Origin of the sequence: Pseudomonas sp. B21-054 (genome assembly GCF_026016345.1) — a bacterium.
In the GTDB taxonomy this organism is placed as follows: domain Bacteria; phylum Pseudomonadota; class Gammaproteobacteria; order Pseudomonadales; family Pseudomonadaceae; genus Aquipseudomonas.
In genome coordinates this window covers 6,626,034-6,645,237 of record NZ_CP087204.1, presented here as the reverse complement: position 1 = coordinate 6,645,237, position 19,204 = coordinate 6,626,034, and the positions used below count along the sequence as shown (strand labels likewise).

18 protein-coding genes and 1 pseudogene are annotated in these 19,204 nt (G+C 61.1%); 9 read left to right on the top strand and 10 right to left on the bottom strand.

Annotated features, from left to right (window positions below; translation table 11 throughout):
- Positions 1-141 precede the first annotated feature (141 nt).
- From argB to coaBC, 4 genes and pseudogenes are all read right to left on the bottom strand, one after another.
- On the bottom strand, positions 142-1,047 hold the full coding sequence (gene argB, locus LOY70_RS29045) for an acetylglutamate kinase (protein ID WP_025216133.1): 906 nt from the start codon (positions 1,045-1,047) through the stop codon (positions 142-144).
- 27 nt (positions 1,048-1,074) lie between these two features.
- Positions 1,075-2,478 (bottom strand): annotated as a pseudogene (locus LOY70_RS29040) (phosphomannomutase/phosphoglucomutase); the annotation flags it as partial.
- A 253-nt stretch (positions 2,479-2,731) separates the two neighbouring features.
- Positions 2,732-3,187: a dUTP diphosphatase gene (gene dut, locus LOY70_RS29035; RefSeq protein WP_265032043.1), complete on the bottom strand. Its 456-nt coding sequence runs from the start codon at positions 3,185-3,187 to the stop codon at positions 2,732-2,734.
- A gap of 5 nt (positions 3,188-3,192) precedes the next feature.
- The gene (coaBC, locus tag LOY70_RS29030; RefSeq protein WP_025216131.1) at positions 3,193-4,401 is read right to left on the bottom strand and encodes a bifunctional phosphopantothenoylcysteine decarboxylase/phosphopantothenate--cysteine ligase CoaBC; all 1,209 of its coding nucleotides are present in this window, start codon (positions 4,399-4,401) and stop codon (positions 3,193-3,195) included.
- Positions 4,402-4,547: 146 nt separating this feature from the next.
- Between coaBC and radC the strand changes: the two genes are divergently transcribed.
- A complete protein-coding gene (gene radC, locus LOY70_RS29025) occupies positions 4,548-5,222 on the top strand; it encodes a RadC family protein (RefSeq protein ID WP_123343530.1) in 675 nt (224 codons plus the stop codon).
- Between the two features lie 152 nt (positions 5,223-5,374).
- On the opposite strand, the gene LOY70_RS29020 is transcribed toward radC, so the two are convergent.
- Positions 5,375-6,961, bottom strand: coding sequence for an ABC transporter substrate-binding protein (locus tag LOY70_RS29020; RefSeq protein WP_265032042.1), 1,587 nt, complete (start codon positions 6,959-6,961; stop codon positions 5,375-5,377).
- A gap of 437 nt (positions 6,962-7,398) precedes the next feature.
- Between LOY70_RS29020 and rpmB the strand changes: the two genes are divergently transcribed.
- Positions 7,399-7,632, top strand: a complete 234-nt coding sequence (gene rpmB, locus LOY70_RS29015) for a 50S ribosomal protein L28 (RefSeq protein WP_003177273.1) — start codon at positions 7,399-7,401, stop codon at positions 7,630-7,632.
- Between the two features lie 11 nt (positions 7,633-7,643).
- Complete coding sequence (gene rpmG, locus LOY70_RS29010; protein ID WP_003177274.1) at positions 7,644-7,799, top strand: 50S ribosomal protein L33; 156 nt, start codon at positions 7,644-7,646, stop codon at positions 7,797-7,799.
- A gap of 110 nt (positions 7,800-7,909) precedes the next feature.
- Here the strand turns inward: rpmG and LOY70_RS29005 are convergent, their stop codons facing one another.
- Positions 7,910-8,272, bottom strand: a complete 363-nt coding sequence (locus tag LOY70_RS29005) for a cupin domain-containing protein (protein WP_265032037.1) — start codon at positions 8,270-8,272, stop codon at positions 7,910-7,912.
- A gap of 229 nt (positions 8,273-8,501) precedes the next feature.
- Here LOY70_RS29005 and LOY70_RS29000 point away from each other — a divergent pair, with 229 nt between their 5' ends.
- Together LOY70_RS29000 and LOY70_RS28995 are read left to right on the top strand one after the other, a co-directional pair.
- Entirely contained in the window at positions 8,502-9,995 is a 1,494-nt protein-coding gene (locus tag LOY70_RS29000) for an aldehyde dehydrogenase (protein ID WP_123343533.1), read from the top strand.
- 185 nt (positions 9,996-10,180) lie between these two features.
- Positions 10,181-11,323, top strand: coding sequence for an MFS transporter (locus LOY70_RS28995; RefSeq protein WP_265032035.1), 1,143 nt, complete (start codon positions 10,181-10,183; stop codon positions 11,321-11,323).
- Between the two features lie 22 nt (positions 11,324-11,345).
- On the opposite strand, the gene LOY70_RS28990 is transcribed toward LOY70_RS28995, so the two are convergent.
- Both LOY70_RS28990 and LOY70_RS28985 read right to left on the bottom strand, forming a co-directional pair.
- Positions 11,346-12,911 carry a phospholipase D family protein gene (locus tag LOY70_RS28990; RefSeq protein ID WP_265032034.1) on the bottom strand — a complete coding sequence of 522 codons (1,566 nt, stop codon included), beginning with the start codon at positions 12,909-12,911 and terminating at the stop codon, positions 11,346-11,348.
- 61 nt (positions 12,912-12,972) lie between these two features.
- Complete coding sequence (locus LOY70_RS28985; protein ID WP_265032033.1) at positions 12,973-14,406, bottom strand: PLP-dependent aminotransferase family protein; 1,434 nt, start codon at positions 14,404-14,406, stop codon at positions 12,973-12,975.
- A 179-nt stretch (positions 14,407-14,585) separates the two neighbouring features.
- On the opposite strand from LOY70_RS28985, the gene LOY70_RS28980 reads away from it, so the two are divergent.
- Entirely contained in the window at positions 14,586-14,831 is a 246-nt protein-coding gene (locus LOY70_RS28980; RefSeq protein ID WP_123416283.1) for a DUF1127 domain-containing protein, read from the top strand.
- Positions 14,832-15,019: 188 nt separating this feature from the next.
- Here the strand turns inward: LOY70_RS28980 and LOY70_RS28975 are convergent, their stop codons facing one another.
- Complete coding sequence (locus LOY70_RS28975; RefSeq protein WP_265032030.1) at positions 15,020-16,333, bottom strand: NAD(P)/FAD-dependent oxidoreductase; 1,314 nt, start codon at positions 16,331-16,333, stop codon at positions 15,020-15,022.
- Between the two features lie 146 nt (positions 16,334-16,479).
- On the opposite strand from LOY70_RS28975, the gene LOY70_RS28970 reads away from it, so the two are divergent.
- Positions 16,480-16,833, top strand: a complete 354-nt coding sequence (locus LOY70_RS28970) for a YkgJ family cysteine cluster protein (protein WP_265032029.1) — start codon at positions 16,480-16,482, stop codon at positions 16,831-16,833.
- Positions 16,834-16,872: 39 nt separating this feature from the next.
- Here the strand turns inward: LOY70_RS28970 and LOY70_RS28965 are convergent, their stop codons facing one another.
- Entirely contained in the window at positions 16,873-17,361 is a 489-nt protein-coding gene (locus LOY70_RS28965) for an Lrp/AsnC ligand binding domain-containing protein (RefSeq protein ID WP_003206849.1), read from the bottom strand.
- Positions 17,362-17,516: 155 nt separating this feature from the next.
- On the opposite strand from LOY70_RS28965, the gene dadA reads away from it, so the two are divergent.
- Complete coding sequence (dadA, locus tag LOY70_RS28960; RefSeq protein WP_123343540.1) at positions 17,517-18,821, top strand: D-amino acid dehydrogenase; 1,305 nt, start codon at positions 17,517-17,519, stop codon at positions 18,819-18,821.
- Positions 18,793-19,146, top strand: coding sequence for a RidA family protein (locus tag LOY70_RS28955; protein WP_265032028.1), 354 nt, complete (start codon positions 18,793-18,795; stop codon positions 19,144-19,146). The genes dadA and LOY70_RS28955 overlap by 29 nt, the downstream gene beginning before the upstream one ends.
- The last annotated feature ends 58 nt before the right edge of the window (positions 19,147-19,204 follow it).

The window sequence follows — 19,204 nt, the reverse complement described above, 5'->3', positions numbered from 1 at the left end:
GGTATTTATGATGAAAACATAACGCCTCTCGACATTTTCTGCGCGCAAAAAAATCGCGAGCCTCGCCAGCTCCAATTGGATATCGCAGATCCGAAAATCCAATTGGAGCTGTAAAGGTCGCGATCTGTTGCGTTTGCGGTATTAAGGACGCTTGCGATTGCTGATCAACGTACCCACACCCGTATCGGTGAAGATCTCCAGCAGGATCGCGTTCGGTACCCGGCCGTCGATGATCAGCGAGCTGCCGACGCCGCCCTGTACCGCTTCCAGCGCGCAGCGAATCTTCGGCAGCATGCCGCCGTAGATGGTGCCATCGGCGATCAGGTCGTCGACCTGTTGCGTCGACAGCCCGGTCAGGACCTTGCCGGTCTTGTCCATCAGGCCGGCGATGTTGGTCAGCAGCATCAGCTTTTCAGCTTTCAGTGCTTCGGCAACCTTGCCCGCCACCAGGTCGGCGTTGATGTTGTACGACTCGCCGTTGGCGCCCACGCCGATGGGCGCGATCACCGGGATGAAGTCGCCCTTGACCAGCAGGTTCAGCAGGTCGGTGTTGATGCCGACCACTTCGCCCACGTGGCCGATGTCGATGATTTCCGGCTGGGTCATCTCCGGCGTCTGGCGGGTGACGGTGAGTTTCTTCGCCCGGATCAGCTCGGCATCCTTGCCCGTCAGGCCGATGGCGCTGCCGCCATGGCGATTGATCAGGTTGACGATGTCTTTGTTGACCTGGCCGCCGAGGACCATCTCCACCACATCCATGGTCTGCGCGTCGGTGACGCGCATGCCGTCGATGAAATGGCTTTCGATCGACAGGCGCTTGAGCAGGTCACCGATTTGCGGGCCGCCGCCATGCACCACCACCGGGTTGATGCCCACGGCCTTCATCAGCACGATGTCGCGGGCGAAGCCGGTTTTCAGCTCCTCGCTTTCCATCGCGTTGCCGCCGTATTTGATCACCAGGGTCTTGCCGACGTAGCGTCGGATATAAGGCAACGCTTCGGACAGGACCTTGGCGGTATTGGCGGCGGCTTCGCGTTCGAGGGTCATTCAGGGCTCCGGTAGTGCTTCAAAAAATCAAAACGGTAGTTGGAGATCAGGTGCAACACGTTTGAGCTGGGTGTGGAACACGTCCTTGATGCGCTGCAGTTCGGCCTCGTTGTCGGCCTCGAAACGCAGCACCAGCACCGGCGTGGTGTTGGACGCGCGAACCAGGCCCCAGCCTTGTGGGTAGTCGACCCGTACACCGTCGATGGTGGTCAGTTCGGCGCCTTCGCCCCATTGGGCGTCGTGCAGTGCATCAATGATGCTGAATTTGCTCTCTTCGGTCACATGGATATTGATTTCTGGCGTAGAAATATCGTTCGGGAAGGTCGCAAACAGCTCTTCAGCACTGGATTTCTCCTTGCTGAGGATTTCCAGCAGGCGTGCGGCGCTGTAGATGCCGTCGTCGAAACCGAACCAACGCTCCTTGAAGAAGATGTGGCCGCTCATCTCGCCGGCCAGCAGGGCGCCGCTTTGTTTCATTTTTTTCTTGATCAGCGAATGGCCGGTTTTCCACATCAGCGGACGACCGCCGTATTCCTTGATCAACGGCACCAGGCGACGGGTGCACTTAACGTCGAAAATGATTTCGGCGTTCGGATTGCGTGCCACCACGTCGCGAGCGAACAGCATCAGCAGGCGGTCCGGGAATACCACGCTGCCGGTATTGGTCACCACGCCCACGCGGTCGCCATCACCGTCGAAGGCCAGGCCCAGGTCAGCGTTGGTTTCCTTGACCTTGGCGATCAGGTCTTGCAGGTTTTCCAGCTTGCCCGGGTCCGGGTGATGGTTGGGGAAGTTGCCGTCTACGTCGCAGAACAGCGGAATGACTTCGCAGTTCAGGGCTTCGATCAGTTGTGGGGCAATGACGCCGGCCGCACCGTTGCCGCAGTCGACCACCACTTTCAGGCGACGGGCGAGTTTGACGTCTTTGACGATCTCGTCGTTGTAGCGCTCGAGGATATCGACCTTGGTGATACTGCCTTGGCCGCTGCTCAGGTCGTTGGTCTTGAGGCGGGTGTGCAGGGCCTGGATCTGCTCGTTGGCGAGGGTGTCGCCGGCGATGACGATCTTGAAGCCGTTGTAGTTCGACGGGTTGTGGCTGCCGGTGAGCATCACGCCGGATTTACCAGCCAGCACGTTGGCGGCGTAGTACAGCGCCGGGGTCGGCACCAGGCCCACGTCGCTGACGTGGCAGCCGCTGTCGGCAACGCCTTTGATCAACTGCTCGACCAATTCCGGGCCCGACAAGCGGCCATCGCGGCCGACGGACACGTTCGGTTCGCCCTGGGCCAGGCTCTGGGAGCCAATGGCGCGGCCGATCCAGTAGGCGGTTTCGGCGGTGAGGGTTTCCGGTACCACGCCACGGATGTCGTAGGCGCGGAAGATGCTGTCAGGGAAGATCGGGGCGATTGCAGCTGGGGTGTTCATGGGCGGGGCGCTCTATCAGGAAAGTGACTGGACAGGCCGACGGGTAGCGTCGGCAGGCTCAAGCTGAAGGGTATGACGGCGTTTTTGACAGAGAGTTCGCGGTGGGAAAGTGCCATGAGACAGCGTTACCTCGAACACAGCGGCCTAATACGTTGATTCCGGATGGGAAAACCTTGCTCAGAGCTCTTGCGCATTCTTTGTCCTGAAACAGAAGCTTAACAAACGAGCCGGGCAGGACGCCCGGCTTGAAACAGCCGGATCAGTGGCTGCCCGAATGCCCGAAACCGCCGGCGCCGCGCTGGCTTTCGTCGAACTCTTCCACCAGTTCGAAGTGAGCCTGGACCACCGGCACCAGCACCAGCTGGGCGATGCGCTCGCCCACGGCAATGTTGAACGCCGTTTGACCGCGGTTCCAGCACGACACCATCAGTTCGCCCTGGTAATCGGAGTCGATCAGGCCGACCAGGTTACCCAGCACGATACCGTGCTTATGGCCCAGCCCGGAACGCGGCAGGATCAGCGCGGCCAGGCCCGGGTCTCCGATGTACACCGACAGGCCGGTAGGGATCAGCAAGGTCTGGCCCGGCTCCAGGATCGTGTCCTGCGTGAGCATTGCCCGCAGGTCGAGGCCGGCGGAACCCGGTGTGGCGTATTGCGGTAGCGGGAATTCGTTGCCGATGCGTGGATCGAGAATCTTGGCTTGTAAGGCGTGCATGAAAATTAAACCTGGTTTAGACGTTCGGCGATAAAAGTGACCAACTGGCGGGCAATCTTGCTCTTGCTGGTCTGGGCGAAAAGCGTGGCGTGCAACTGGCGGTCGATCACGCTGCAGGCGTTTTCTTCGCTGTTGAAGCCGATGCTCGGGTTGGCGACGTCGTTGGCAACGATCAAGTCCAGATTCTTGTCCTTGAGTTTGCGCGCGGCGTAGTCGAGCAGGTGTTCGGTCTCGGCGGCGAAGCCGACGCTGAAAGGGCGATCCGGGCGAGTGGCGATGGTGGCAAGGATATCCGGGTTGCGCACCATTTGTAGTAGCAGGCCGTCGCCGCTCGTAGGGTCTTTCTTCAATTTTTGTGGGGCGACGACTTCAGGGCGGTAATCCGCTACCGCCGCCGAGGCGATGAACAGGTCGCACGGGATGGCGGCTTCGCAGGCCGCGAGCATGTCCCGGGCGCTGACCACGTCGATGCGGGTGACCCGATCCGGGGTCGGCAGGTGCACGGGGCCGGTGATCAGCGTCACCCGGGCACCAGCCTCCACCGCCGCTTCGGCCAGGGCGAAACCCATTTTCCCGGAGCTGTGGTTGGTGATGTAGCGCACCGGATCGATGTTTTCCTGGGTCGGTCCGGCGGTGATCAGCACGTGTTTGCCGGTCAAGGCCTGGCGCTGGAAGCAGTCGGCGGCGCACTGGGCAAGGTCAGTGGCTTCAAGCATGCGACCCATGCCGACGTCGCCGCAGGCCTGGCTGCCGGAGGCTGGGCCGAAGACTTTCAGGTCACGGCTTTCGAGCAATTGCAGGTTGGCCTGGGTAGCGGGGTCGCGCCACATGGCCTGGTTCATGGCCGGGGCGACGGCGACCACGGCGTCGGTGGCGAGCACCAGCGTGGTCAGCAAATCATCGGCGATGCCCTGGGCCAGGCGAGCGATCAGGTCCGCCGTGGCTGGGGCGATCAACACCAGGTCGGCCCACTTGGCCAGTTCGATATGGCCCATGGCGGCTTCGGCCGCGGGGTCGAGCAAGTCCAGGTGAACCGGGTGCCCGGACAGTGCCTGCATGGTCAGCGGGGTGATGAACTCACTGCCGCCGCGGGTCATGACAACCCGTACTTCCGCGCCCTGGTCGATGAGTCGGCGAACCAGCTCGGCGCTCTTGTAGGCGGCAATGCCGCCGCCGACGCCCAGAACGATGCGTTTCCGATACAGCCGCTGCATAGGCCTGCCTTTCGAGTTCAATGGTCAGTGCAAGGCGAACCCCCATGGCAGCAGCTGCCAGGGTGCAAATCGCCTGCAAAAAAGATGGGCTACGATATCACAGCGACCGCTACGGAACAGCGGCGCCCAATTCACACGGAGGTGCTATGAGCATTCGCGATTGGCCTGCGGCGGAACGCCCGCGGGAGAAACTGCTGGACCAGGGCCCTGCAAGCCTGTCTGACGCCGAGTTGCTGGCGATTTTCCTGCGCACGGGCGTATCCGGCAAAAGCGCGGTGGACCTGGCGCGACACCTGCTGCATCAATTCGGCAGCCTGCGGGTTTTGCTGGAGGCCGACCTGCGTACCTTCAGCGCGCAACTGGGCCTGGGCCCGGCGAAGTTTGCGCAGTTGCAGGCGGTGCTGGAAATGGGCCGACGGCATCTGGCCGAAGACCTGCGCCGAGATTCGGTACTGGAGAGCCCGTTGGCGGTGCGCGACTACCTCAAGGCCATGTTGCGCCACGAACCGCATGAGGTATTCGGTTGCCTGTTCCTGGATTCACGTCACCGGGTATTGGCGTATGAGGCGCTGTTTCGCGGCTCTATCGACAGCGCCAGTGTCTACCCGCGGCAGGTGGTCAAGCGTGCCCTGGCCCACAACGCCGCTGCGCTGATCCTGTGCCACAACCACCCCTCCGGCAATACCGAGCCCAGCCAGGCCGACCGGCTGCTCACTGATCGACTGCAAGAGGCGCTGGAGTTGATCGATGTGCGGGTGCTCGACCATTTCATCGTGGGCGACGGGCAGCCGCTGTCGATGGCTGAGTATGGGTGGATGTAGGCGATATCGGGTGCTCAAAGATTCCTTTGTGGGAGCGAGCTTGCTCGCGATAGCGGTCGGTCAGTCAACATCGATGTCATCTGACATGACGCCATCGCGAGCAAGCTCGCTCCCACAGGGGTCACTGCAGTTTCAAACCATGCACACAACAGTCACTTGAGGCTGACCTTGGAATAATCCTGCCGCCCAAACGGGCTCACCGCATAACCCTGGACATCCTTGCGGGTCAGGGCGAAGGCAGTCGGGTGCGCCAACGGCAGCCACAGGGCCTGTTGCTGGATCTGCGCCTGGGCCTGTTCGTAGAGCTTGGTGCGCACGCCTTGTTCGCTGGTGGTCTTGCCGGCGCTGATCAGTTTGTCCAGGTCTGGGTTGCAGTAGCGGGCGAAGTTGGTGCCCGCCTTGACCGCCGCGCAGGAAAACTGCGGCGTGAGGAAGTTGTCCGGATCGCCGTTGTCGCCGGCCCAGCCCATGAACAGCAAGTCATGTTCGCCGGCCTTGGCGCGACGGATCAGTTCGCCCCATTCGATCACCCGGATTTCCGCCTGAATGCCGATTTCCGCCAGGTCGGACTGCAGCAATTGCGCGCCAAGGCTGGGGTTGGGGTTCAGCAGGCTGCCGGAAGGGCGGGTCCAGATAGTGGTCTGGAAGCCTTCTTTCAAACCGGCCTTGGCCAGCAGGTCTCGGGCCTTGGCTGGGTCATGGGCGTAGCCGGGCAAACTTTTGGCGTAGCTCCAGGTGTTCGGCGGGTAAGGGCCGTTGGCCGCTTCGGCGGTGCCTTCGAAGACGCTCTTGAGGTAGCTGGCCTTGTCGAAGGCGAGGTTGATGGCCTGGCGCACCTCGGGTTTGTCCAGCGGCGGATGCTGGCTGTTGATCGCCACGAACGCGGTCATGAAGGCGTCGGTGTGAGCCACATTCAGCGTAGGCTCTTGCTTGGCGGCTTGTACGTCCAGCGGCTTGGGCGACAGGGCGATCTGGCATTCGTTGCGGCGCAATTTCTGCAGGCGCACGTTGGCGTCCGGCGTGATGGCGAAGATCAGGGGATCTACTTGGGGCTTGCCGCCGAAGTAATCGCCGTTGGCCTTGTAGCGAATCGAAGCGTCTTTCTGGAAACGGTTGAAGACGAACGGGCCGGTGCCGATCGGCTGGCTGTTGAGTTTTTCCGGCGTGCCGGCCTTCATCAGCTGATCGGCGTATTCGGCCGAATAAATGGAGGCAAACCCCATGCTCAACGTCGCCAGGAAGGTCGAGTCGGCGTGATCGAGGGTGAAGCGCACGGTCAACGGGTCCAGTGCATCGATTTTCTTGATCAGCGCCGGCAGCTGCATGGACTGGGCATGGGGGAAACCGCTCTGCGCCACCTTGTGCCAAGGGTTCGCCGGGTCGAGCATGCGCTCGAAGCTGAATTTCACATCCTCGGCGGTCAGGTCGCGGCGCGGCGTGAAGTATTCGGTGTGGTGGAACTTGATCTGTGGGCGCAGCTTGAACACATAGGTCAGGCCGTCGGTCGAGACTTCCCAGTGGTCGGCCAGGCTGGGGACCACTTTGCCGCTGGCGGTGTCGAAATCCACCAGGCGATTCATCAGCACATCGGCGGAGGCGTTGGTGGTGGTCAGTGAGTTGTACTGGACGACATCGAACCCTTCCGGGCTGGCTTCGGTGCAGACGCTCAGGGCGGCGGCGAAGGCCTGCGGGGTGATCAGCAGAGGGGCGAGCAACAACGGTAGGGCAGCGAGGCGCATGGTCGGTTTCCTGTGCAAGTCGAAGGCCCATCTGCGAGTGCAGTCTGGAAAAGGCCTACCCTAGTGGGCTCGCTGGCAAATGACTATCCCCTTTTTACATTTTCCGGCACTCTGCGGCGACGGGATGGGTGGCCGGAACCTGCCGCACGTGAAAAAAACCTGCGTGCAGCGACGAGCGGTCAGGGGCCGTGCCAGCCTCTGCCCCAGCCGTCCGGGGCGGTGAGCCGATGTTTCTCCAGGAAGACAAATCACATCGGCTGTTGTTGCACTGTGGTCTTTCTGGTATAAAGCAGCGCTCTTTTCTAGGGGCCCGGTTCCTTCACTGTAGGTGTAGCCGGTAAGACCCTTAAAGAAACGCGGCGCCTGGCGCCAAATGACTGAGAGATTAAGCGGCCAACCCATGCCGGGTTGGGCATGTGGTTTTAGAGGGCTGAGGCATGTCGAGAGTCTGTCAAGTTACCGGTAAGGGTCCGGTGACTGGGAATAACATTTCCCACGCAAACAACAAAACCCGTCGTCGTTTCCTGCCGAACCTGCAGCATCACCGCTTCTGGGTTGAAGAAGAGAAACGTTTTGTGCGTCTGCGCGTATCTGCCAAGGGCATGCGTATCATCGACAAGCGTGGCATCAGTGTCGTGCTGGCCGAACTTCGTCGCGATGGCAAGGTTTAAGGGAGCTAATCATGCGTGAATTGATTCGTTTGATCTCGAGCGCCGGTACTGGTCACTTCTACACTACCGACAAGAACAAGCGTACTACCCCGGACAAAATCGAGATCAAGAAATATGATCCGGTTGTTCGCAAGCACGTGATCTACAAGGAAGGCAAAATCAAGTAATTGATTTTTCCTTCTTACGAAAAAGGCCCGTATCGCGAGATACGGGCCTTTTTTGTTGTTTTTTGGCCGACCAGGCGCTCATGGGAGCAGGCCTGAGGGGCAGCAAAGTCTCAGGCTTTGTGCTCGAACACCACATAAATCTTGCGGCATGGCTCCAGCACTTCCCAAGTGCCCTGGAAACCCGCCGGGATCACAAACCGGTCGCCGGCCCGCAGGGTCTTGGCATTGCCATCTTCGTCGCGCAGTACGGAAACGCCCTGGACGATTTCGCAGTATTCATGTTCGGTGTAATTGACCGTCCATTGGCCAACGGCGCCTTCCCATACGCCAGCGTTCATTTGCCCACAGGGGCTGCTGTAGTGGTTGAACACGGTTTGCTCGGGATCGCCCTTGAACACTTTGGCCGGGTCCGGGCGATAACGCTCGGCGGTGGTATTGGCCTGGCTGAAGTCGACGATGTCCTGAATGCTCATGCGGTTGATCCCCAGTGATCGCTTGGAAGGCCTCGAGTCTATGTTTATTAAAACGAACATCGCAAGGCTGTTTGCCGCGGTTGTGTCAAATATATTGAAACATGACCGGCCGCTGGTTTAGGGTGGCGGGTGCCCCATGCCAAAAAAAGCGCCCAACCAGGCTGGCCGGGAATTCTTGAAACGCTGCGCATTGCGTGGCGTTCGTACTCAATAAGAGGAGGACACACGCATGACCACCCTGACTCGTGCCGACTGGGAGCAACGCGCCCGCGACCTGAAGATCGAAGGCCGCGCCTTCATCAACGGTGAATACACCGATGCGGTGTCCGGCGAAACCTTTGATTGCCTCAGCCCGGTCGATGGCCGCCTGCTGGGCAAGATTGCCAGTTGCGACGTCGCCGACGCCCAGCGTGCTGTCGAAAACGCCCGGGCGACGTTCAATTCCGGCGTCTGGTCGCGCCTGGCGCCGAGCAAACGCAAAGCCACCATGATCCGTTTCGCCGGCCTGCTCAAGCAGAACGCCGAGGAATTGGCCCTGCTCGAAACCCTGGACATGGGCAAACCGATCAGCGACTCCCTGAACATCGACGTTCCTGGCGCGGCGCAAGCGTTGAGCTGGAGCGGTGAAGCCATCGACAAGATCTACGATGAAGTGGCCGCGACCCCGCACGACCAATTGGGCTTGGTGACACGCGAGCCGGTGGGCGTCGTGGGCGCTGTCGTACCGTGGAACTTCCCGTTGATGATGGCCTGCTGGAAGCTTGGCCCGGCGCTGTCCACCGGTAACTCGGTGGTGCTCAAGCCGTCGGAAAAATCCCCGCTGACCGCCATCCGTATCGCTGCCCTGGCGGTCGAGGCCGGCATTCCGAAAGGCGTGCTGAACGTGCTGCCTGGCTACGGCCACACCGTCGGCAAGGCCCTGGCCCTGCACATGGACGTCGATACGCTGGTGTTCACCGGCTCCACCAAGATCGCCAAGCAACTGATGATTTACTCCGGTGAATCCAACATGAAGCGCATCTGGCTGGAGGCCGGCGGCAAGAGCCCGAACATCGTGTTCGCCGATGCCCCGGACCTGCAAGCCGCCGCTGAATCCGCCGCCAGCGCCATCGCGTTCAACCAGGGCGAAGTCTGCACCGCCGGCTCGCGTTTGTTGGTGGAGCGCTCCATCAAGGACACGTTCCTGCCCCTGGTGATTGAAGCCCTCAAGGGCTGGAAACCGGGCAATCCCCTGGACCCGGCAACCAATGTCGGTGCCTTGGTGGATACCCAGCAGATGAACACCGTGTTGTCCTACATCGAGGCCGGTCACAATGACGGCGCCAAACTGGTGGCCGGTGGCAAGCGGATTCTCGAGGAAACCGGTGGCACCTATGTTGAGCCGACGATTTTCGACGGTGTGAGCAACGCGATGAAAATCGCCCAGGAAGAGATTTTCGGTCCGGTGTTGTCCGTCATCGCCTTCGACACCGCTGAAGAAGCCATCCAGATTGCCAACGACACGCCGTACGGCCTGGCCGCGGCCGTATGGACCAAGGACATCTCCAAGGCTCACCTGACCGCCAAGGCCCTGCGTGCCGGCAGCGTTTGGGTCAACCAATATGATGGCGGCGACATGACCGCGCCGTTCGGTGGTTTCAAGCAATCGGGCAATGGTCGCGACAAGTCGCTGCATGCATTCGACAAGTACACCGAGCTGAAGTCGACCTGGATCAAGCTCTGACAGTGGCGGCCCCGGATCCAGTCCGGGGCTACATGTCACGCAGGTCATTGTGGGAGCGGGCTTGCTCGCGAAAGCGGAGTGTCAGTCAACTTAGCTGTTGAATGTGAAACCGCCTTCGCGAGCAAGCCCGCTCCCACATTTGCTTTGCGCAGGACTGAAAGATAACTGTCCACAGGAGCGTGGAAATGCGTTGGGCGACCTATTTCGCCGTGCTGGCGTCTGTCCTGAGTGTCGGCCTGGCCCTGGGCGTGAGCATGCCGCTGGTATCGCTGCGTCTAGAGAGCTGGGGCTATGGCTCGTTTGCCATTGGGGTGATGGCCGCCATGCCGGCGGTTGGGGTGTTGGTCGGGGCCAAGGTGTCGAGCCGGCTGGCGGCACGGTTCGGCACGGCGGCGTTGATGCGCCTGTGCCTGTGGGGCGGTGCGGTGTCCATCGGGTTGCTGGCGTTGTTGCCCAGTTATCCGGTCTGGCTGGTGCTACGGCTGGTGATTGGCGTGGTCCTGACCCTGGTTTTCATCCTCGGTGAAAGCTGGATCAATCAACTGGTCATCGAACGGTGGCGTGGGCGACTGGTGGCGCTGTATGGCAGCAGCTACGCCCTGAGCCAACTGTCGGGTCCGTTGCTGCTCGGTGCGCTGGGGACCGGTCATGATTACGGTTTCTGGGTGGGTGTCGGTTTGCTGCTGGTCTCGCCATTGCTGTTGCTGGGGCGTGGCGGGGCGCCCGCCAGCGAGGCCAGCAGCGTTACTTTCGCAGATTTGTGGACGTTTTGCCGAGGCTTGCCGGCCATTGCCTGGGCCGTGTCGTTGTTCGCGGCGTTCGAAGCGATGATCCTGACTCTGTTGCCGATTTATTGCCTGCGCCAAGGCTTCAGCGCCGACATCGCGTTGGCGATGGTCAGTACGGTGGTGGTCGGTGACGCCTTGCTGCAGTTGCCCATCGGCGCCCTGGCCGATCGCCTGTCTCGCCGGTCGTTGTTCACCGGCTGTGCAGTGGCACTGACGTTATCGAGCCTGGCGGTGCCATTGCTGATCGATACGGTGCTGATCTGGCCACTGTGGGTGCTGTTTGGCGCCAGCGCAGGCGGTTTGTTTACCTTGTCGCTGATCCTGATCGGCGAGCGTTACCGCGACGATGCGCTGGTGCGGGCCAACGCCCATGTGGCGCAGCTGTGGGGGATTGGCTGCCTGGTCGGCCCGCTGGTGGCGGGGGCGGGCAGTCAGTGGATCAGTGGGCATGCGCTGCCGTTGTTCATGGCGGCGGGGGCGTTCGGGTTGGTGATCCTGTTGTTGCGCCAAGGGGCATTTGGGGCGACCCAACCTGCCTGAGCAGCACCCGGTTTGTGCAGGCCTACAGCATCTGTTCCAGTCCGATGGTCGTGCTGAACCAGGCATTGAACCGGCGCCACCAGCTGCCCGGTTCGCGGTCCAGGTCATGCAATTTGCCGTTGTCTTCGGTCGTCCACACCAGCCTTCCATTTTCCAGGCGGGCCTGATAACTCAAGGCCGGCGCCATGCCTTGCAAGGCCAGTTCACGCACTTGACCGGCGAGTTCCGGGCTGTCCACCAGTACGCCGACTTCGGTGTTCCACAGCACTGAGCGTGGGTCGAAATTGAACGAGCCAATGAAGGATTTCTGGCGGTCAAAAATGATCGCCTTGCTGTGCAGGCTCGAGTCCGATTCGCCGTAGGACTTGCTGTAGAACAGGTGAGGGCTGCTGCCTGTGTCGCCCGGTTGCCGTCGCAACTCGAACAGGTGTACGCCATGTTGCAGCAGCGCCTTGCGATAGGGCGCATAGCCGCCATGCACCGCCGGCACGTCAGTGGCCTCCAGGGCGTTGGTCAGAAGGCTCACCGACACTCCGGCATCGGCGCGGCTGGTCAGGTACACCAGGCCTGTCTGGCCAGGCACGAAATAGGCCGAAATCATGATCAGTTCTTTACTGACACCCGTCAGCTCCGGGGCCAGTTGCGTGGTCAGCAACAGGTGTGGATCCGGCTCACCTTTGGCCAGCACCTTGCTGGGCGCGTCCCACAGGGCCTTGTTCCAGGCCCAGACCAACTCATTGCGCCAGATGTCCAGGCGTGGCTGGGTTTTGTAGCGGGTCAACTGCTGATAGAGCGCGTGGTTCTCTTTGTGCGTCTGCTCCATCGACTCTTGCAGGCGCAAGCGGCTGTTGGCCAGGTCCTTGGGGGTTGGGCGGTGGGACAGGAATTGCTCGATGGGTTTGCTCAGGGCGCTGTTCCAGTATTGGTCGAAGCCGTGCCCCAGTTGTTCGGCCACCGGCCCGACGCTGAGCAGATCGATGTCGGTGAAGTTCAGGTTGGGTTCGGCGTCGAAATACTCGTCCCCCAGGTTGCGACCGCCGACAATGGCCATGCTGTTGTCCGCCAGCCATAGCTTGTTGTGCATCCGGCGATGTTGCTGCGACAGATTCAGCAGGCGCCCGAGACCACGCGTCACGCCGGTGGCGCGTCCCAGGTGCAGTGGATTGAACAGGCGAATCTGGATTTGCGGATGAGCGGCGAGGGTGGCGATGATCTGGTCCTGGCCATCGCTGGTGGTGTCATCCAGCAGGATTCGCACGCGTACGCCCCGGTCGGCGGCCTTGAGCAGTTCATCCACCAGCATCCGCGTGCTGATGCCGTCGTGAACGATGTAGTACTGCAAGTCCAGGCTGCTTTGGGCGTTGCGAATCAGCTCCGCCCGGGCGGTAAAGGCATCGGTGCTGTCCGAGAGCAGGCGAAAACCCGACTGCCCTTCATGGGGCGCGGCCTGGGCCTGGACCGAGCGACCGAATGAAGATTCGGAGGCCGGTAACGCCTGGGAGGGCTCGCGGGTGACATCAAAGCTGGCGCAGCCGCTCAGTAGCGCGGCGACAAACAGAAGCACATGCAGGATCGGGCTGGATCTCACGTAGGATCGTTCCGCTTGTTTGCGTTGATCGGCTATTGGGTGCTGCTTCTTTGCGTACAGTTCAGACGGTGTCGCACCGGGTTTCGTTCAACAGCGCGATAGCGGCGGCACCGACTTTGCGGACAGCCTCTTCGATCTGTGCCGTTGGCTTGGCAGCGTAGTTCATGCGCAGGCAATTGCGGTACTTGCCTGAGGCCGAAAAAATACTGCCGACGGCCACCTGCACGCCTTGGTCGAGGAGGACTCGATTGAGCTTGAGCGTATCGAAGCCATCCGGCAATTCGACCCACAGCATGAAGCTGCCTCGCGGGCGACTGGCGCGGGTTCCCAGCGGAAAATAGCGGCTGACCCAGTCGATCATCACGTCACGATTGCGCTGGTATTGTGTGCGCATCCGCCGTAAATGCGGTTCGAAATGCCCGCCTTTCAGGAATTCGGCAATGGCGATCTGCGGTTGTGGCGCGGTGGAGCCCGTGCTGATGTATTTCATATGCAGAACCCGCTCCAGGTAGCGGCCCGGTGCGACCCAGCCAATTCGCAGGCCCGGTGCCAGGGTCTTGGAGAAAGAGCTGCAGAGCAGGACGCGGCCGTCTTCGTCGAAGGACTTGATCGTGCGTGGTCGTGGGTAGGTGTAGGCCAATTCGCCATACACATCGTCTTCGATAATTGCCACGTCGAAGCGCTGCGCCAGGGTCAGCAGGGCGCGCTTGTTGGCCTCGGGCATGATGTAGCCCAGCGGATTATTGCAACTGGGGGTCAACTGTATGGCCTTGATTGGCCATTGCTCCAGTGCCAGTTCCAGTGCGTCCAGGCTGATGCCGGTCAGCGGATCGGTGGGGATTTCCAGGGCCTTCATGCCCAGGCCCTTGAGGGTTTGCATGGCCCCGTGAAAGCTGGGCGAATCCACCGCGACGATGTCGCCTTGTTCGCAGGTGGCGCGGATGCTGACGGACAGCGCTTCGTGACAGCCTGTGGTGACGATCAGGTCGCCGGGGTCCAGCTGGCAGCCGGAGTCCAGTGACAGGCGGGCGATCTGCTCCCGCAGCGCGAGGTTGCCGTAGATGTTGTCGTAATACAGGCCGGGCATGTCTTGCCGACGACTGATCTGCGCCAGGCTGCGCAGCAGCGGTTTCATGGTCGGCGAATGAATGTCCGGCATGCCGCGCCCCAGTTGCACCACATCCGCACGCGGCACAGCGCGTATCAGCTCCAGCACTTGGTCCCATTGGGAAATATCCACTGGTCGCTGGGCCGGCCGGCCTACCGCTGGCAGGTCTGGCAGTTCGCGGCTGGCCGGTACGAAATAGCCGGATTTGGGTTTCGGCATCGCCAGCCCGCTGTCCTCCAGCACGCGATAGGCCTGCTGCACCGTACTCAGGCTGACCCCATGTTCCGTGCTCAAGGCGCGCACGGATGGCAGCCGGTCGCCGGGGCGGTAGAAGCCCTGTTCGATGCGGGTACCGAGTAATTCGGCGAGGTTCACGTACAGGGTCATTGTGTGCTCCCAATGAGATGGACAACGGCAACCAATACAGTTGAGCCAGAAAAAGATGATTCAGTCGCGAAAAAGCTAAATCTGTATGTTTATAAAATATACCGGTTGAATCTGTATTGCTTTAGACCGTCCGCGCATCATGAAACCTCTGGCAACCCAAGTAAACAGGAGCGATCAAAATGAACGGCTTGAGCGATGTGCGGCTGACGTTACACAGTCAGGAACTGGCGGCAGGGCGGGAGAAGGAGCTGCGCGATGCGATGTTGCGCAACGCGCCGTCCTGCCTGGGTCGCTGGGGCCTGTTCTGGCATCGCCTGCATACACGCAAAGCCTTGCTGGAGCTGACACCCGAACAGTTGCGTGATATCGGGCTGAGCCCGGAGCTGGCGCGGGAGGAGGGGCTCAAGCCGTTCTGGCGGCTTTGAAGCGTGATTCGTTGGACGCAGAAACCTTGTGGCGAGGGGATTTATCCCCGTTGGGGCGCGAAGCGGCCCTGGAACCTGATAACTCGGTGTATCAGATTCGCTTTGGGGGCCGCTTCGCAGCCCAGCGGGGATAAATCCCCTCGCCACAGACAGTAGGTGCCCGGCTCCATTGGCGGGTACCCGCAGGATTAAACCAACTCTTTGAACCTATGCCACAACATCCCCAGCGCCAACAGCGGCGAACGCAGGTGCCTGCCGCCAGGGAAGGTCATGTGCGGCACCCGGTCGAACAGATCGAACCCACCGCTTTGCTGGCCGCTGATGGCCTCGGCCAACAGCTTGCCCGCCAGGTGCGTGGCGTTCACGCCATGGCCGGAGTAGGCCTGGGCGTAATACACATTGGGTTGGTCCTTGAGCCGGCCGATCTGCGGCAAGCGGTTGGCGCCGATGCCGATCATCCCGCCCCATTGATAGTCGATCTTCACATCCGCCAGTTGAGGGAAAACCTTGAGCATCTTCGGACGCATGTAGGCGCCGATGTCCTGCGGGTCGCGGCCCGAGTAATGACAGGCGCCGCCGAACAGCAAGCGTCGATCCGCCGAAAGCCGGTAATAGTCCAGCGCCACCCGCTGATCACAGACGGCCATGTTCTGCGGCAACAAGGCCTGTGCCTGGTCCTGGCTCAAGGGTTCGGTGGCGATGATGTAGCTGCCGGCGGGTAGCACTTTGCCGCTGAGCTGCGCATTGAGCCCACTGAGGTAGGCGTTGCAGCCCAGCACCAGGGTCTTGGCACGGACGGAACCCTGTTGGGTATGCGCCTTCACTTCGGGGCCGTAATCGATGCGCGTGACCGCCGATTGCTCGAACAGCCTGACGCCCAGTTGCTGCGCGGCGGCGGCTTCCCCCAGGGCCAGGTTCAATGGGTGCAAATGGCCCGAACCCATGTCGATCAGGCCGCCGACGTAGCGATCCGAACCCACGACGCTGTGCATTTCATGGGCTTGCAGCAGCCGGGTCTGATGGCGATAACCCAGGCTGCGCAGCTCTTCGGCCTCCTGCGCGAAGCCTTCCAGGTCGCCGGGCTTGTTGGCGAGGTCGCAGTAACCCCAGGTCAGGTCGCAGGGGATCTGAAAACGCTCGACGCGTTGTCGGACGATTTCCACGGCTTCCAGCCCCATGAGTTTCATCTGGCGTACGCCGTCGGCACCGATGATCGGGGTGAACTGATCGAGGCCATGGCCGACGCCGCGAATCAACTGGCCGCCGTTACGCCCGCTGGCGCCCCAGCCAATTTTGTGCGCTTCGAGCAGCACCACGCGCATGCCGCGCTCGGCCAGTTCAATCGCCGTGTTCAGCCCGGAAAACCCGCCGCCGACCACGCAGACATCCGCTACCAGATCACCTTGCAGCGCCGGATGGTCCGGTTGCGGCAGGCTGCTGGCAGCGTAATAAGAGGCGGCGTGCGCGTGGTTCGGGACAGGTTGCTGAACACGGGCGTTCATGTGCGTAATCCTGATTATTGTGTTTGAGAAATTTTACGGAGCATAAGCCGTGGCTTCATGGGTGGGCAACACCGGTCGGCTGGCGCTGTCTGGGCTAAGGCTTTTAGGGCAGAATCGTGAACTGTCCCACCTCGGTAACCGCCTCGATGAGCTGCAACAGTCAAAAAATTCGTACGCTGCGCCAACAGATTCCCTCGTTCGAGTGCGTACCGGGTTGCCATGACTGCTGTGGTCCGGTGACCACTTCTCCCGAAGAAATGGCCCGCTTGCCGCGTAAAAGTCGTGCCGAACAGGACGCGGCCATGGAGTCACTCGATTGCGTGCACCTGGGGCCGAACGGCTGCACGGTGTATGACGAGCGGCCGCTGATCTGCCGGCTGTTCGGCACCACTGCAACGCTGCCGTGCCCCAACGGACGGCGGCCGGTGGAGCTGATCCATCCGCGGGTCGAAAAGCAGATTCATGAATACATGGCTGCTAATCGCCAGGTCCTGGTCTAGCGCTCTCCCACGCTCTGCGTGGAATGATCGATGCCAGGCTCAATCGGGAATCGGCAGGTTCAAGCTCTCCTTCACCTCTTCCATCACGATGTAGCTCTTGGATTCGCGCACGTGGGGCAGCTTGAGCAGGATGTCGCCCAGTAGCTTGCGGTACGAAGCCATCTCGGAAATCCGCGCTTTCACCAGGTAGTCAAAATCCCCCGACACCAGGTGGCATTCCAAGACATGGGGCAATTTCAGCACTGCGCGTCGGAATTCTTCGAAAGTGTCGCCGGACTTGTAGTCGAGGCTGATCTCGACGAACACCAGCAGGCTGCCCTTCAAGTGTTGCGGGTTGAGCCGGGCGTTGTAGCCCATGATGATCCCTTCACGCTCCAGGCGCCGCACCCGCTCGGTGCAGGGCGTCGTGGAGAGGCCGACCTTTTCCCCCAGCTCGGTAAAGGAAATCCGCCCGTCCGCCTGGAGGATGCGCAGGATGTTGCGGTCGATCTTATCCAGCTCGCGTTTGGTCTGGGTATTGGTACGCACAGGTGATGCGCCTCCATGAAAAGGGTTTTTGCCGAGAATTCTCGCCAAATATAGGCAGTTATATAGTGAAAAGCACTGGCTAATCTTTTTTACACTGCGTTCATCAAAGCTTTGTATAACAAACGTCAGCGGTTATCCGCGATGAGGGCATCAACATGCGCGTTCTGGTCTTGGGTAGCGGCGTCATCGGTACCGTCAGTGCTTATTACTTGGCCCGGGCCGGGTTTGAAGTCGTCGTGGTCGATCGGCAACCGGCGCCAGCCATGGAAACCAGCTTCGCCAACGCTGGCCAGGTGTCGCCGGGTTACGCCTCGCCGTGGGCCGCGCCGGGTGTGCCGCTCAAGGCCATCAAGTGGCTGTTGCAGCGCCACGCACCGCTGGCAATCAAGGCCACCGCCGACATCGACCAGTACCTGTGGATGGCGCAGATGCTGCGCAACTGCACCGCCAGCCGCTATGCAATCAACAAGGAGCGCATGGTCCGCTTGTCCGAGTACAGCCGTGATTGCCTCGACGAGTTGCGCGCCGAAACGGGGATTGCCTACGAAGGCCGCAGCCTGGGGACTACCCAACTGTTCCGCACCCAGGCACAGCTCGACGGCGCGGCAAAAGATATCGCGGTGCTCAAAGAGTCCGGTGTGCCGTTCGAAGTGCTCGATCGCGCGGGCATTGCCCGGGTCGAGCCGGCCCTGGCCAATGTCACCGACATTCTGGCCGGTGCCTTGCGCCTGCCTAACGACCAGACCGGTGACTGTCAGATGTTTACCACGCGCCTGGCGGAAATGGCCGTGAAGCTCGGTGTGCAGTTCCGCTTTAACCAGGATATCCAGCGCCTGGACTTCGCCGGTGACCGCATCAACGGCGTCTGGATCGACGGCAAGCTGGAAACCGCCGACCGTTACGTCCTGGCCCTGGGCAGCTACTCGCCGCAGTTGCTCAAGCCCCTTGGAATCCGCGCACCGGTCTATCCGCTCAAGGGCTATTCCCTGACCGTGCCGATCACCAACCCGGCGATGGCACCGACCTCGACGATTCTCGACGAAACCTACAAGGTTGCGATCACCCGGTTCGACAACCGTATTCGCGTGGGCGGGATGGCGGAAATCGCCGGTTTTGACCTGTCTCTCAACCCACGGCGACGCGAAACCCTGGAGATGATCGTCAACGACCTTTATCCTCAGGGCGGCAATCTGGCCGAGGCCAGTTTCTGGACCGGCTTGCGCCCGACCACCCCGGACGGCACGCCAATCGTGGGTGCGACACCTTTCAAGAACCTGTACCTGAACACCGGCCACGGCACCCTCGGATGGACCATGGCCTGTGGTTCCGGTCGCTTGTTGGCGGACCTGATGGCGAAGAAAAAGCCGCAGATCAGCGCCGAAGGCCTCGATATTTCCCGTTATGGCAGCAAACACCAGGAGTCCGCAAAACATGTCAATCCAGCGCCAGCTCACCAATGACCGCATGAGCCAGGTTGTCGTGCACAACGGCACCGTTTACCTGGCGGGGCAGGTCGGCGACGACATGAGCGCCGGTATCGAGCAGCAGACCCGCGAATGCCTGGCCAATATCGAGCGTTTGCTGGACCTGGCCGGGACTGACAAGAATCGTCTGCTGTCGGTGACGATTTACCTGAAGGACATTGAGGCCCATTTCGAAGGCATGAATTCGATCTGGGACCAGTGGCTGCCCAAAGGCGTTGCCCCGGCCCGTGCCACAGTGGAAGCCAAGCTATGCGAACCGGAGATTCTGGTGGAGCTGTCCGTTGTGGCCGCGCTGCCTTAATACCTGGCAAAAAGATCCCTCTCCCGGTGCTGTTGGTGGTCAAGCCCATCAGCCAGCA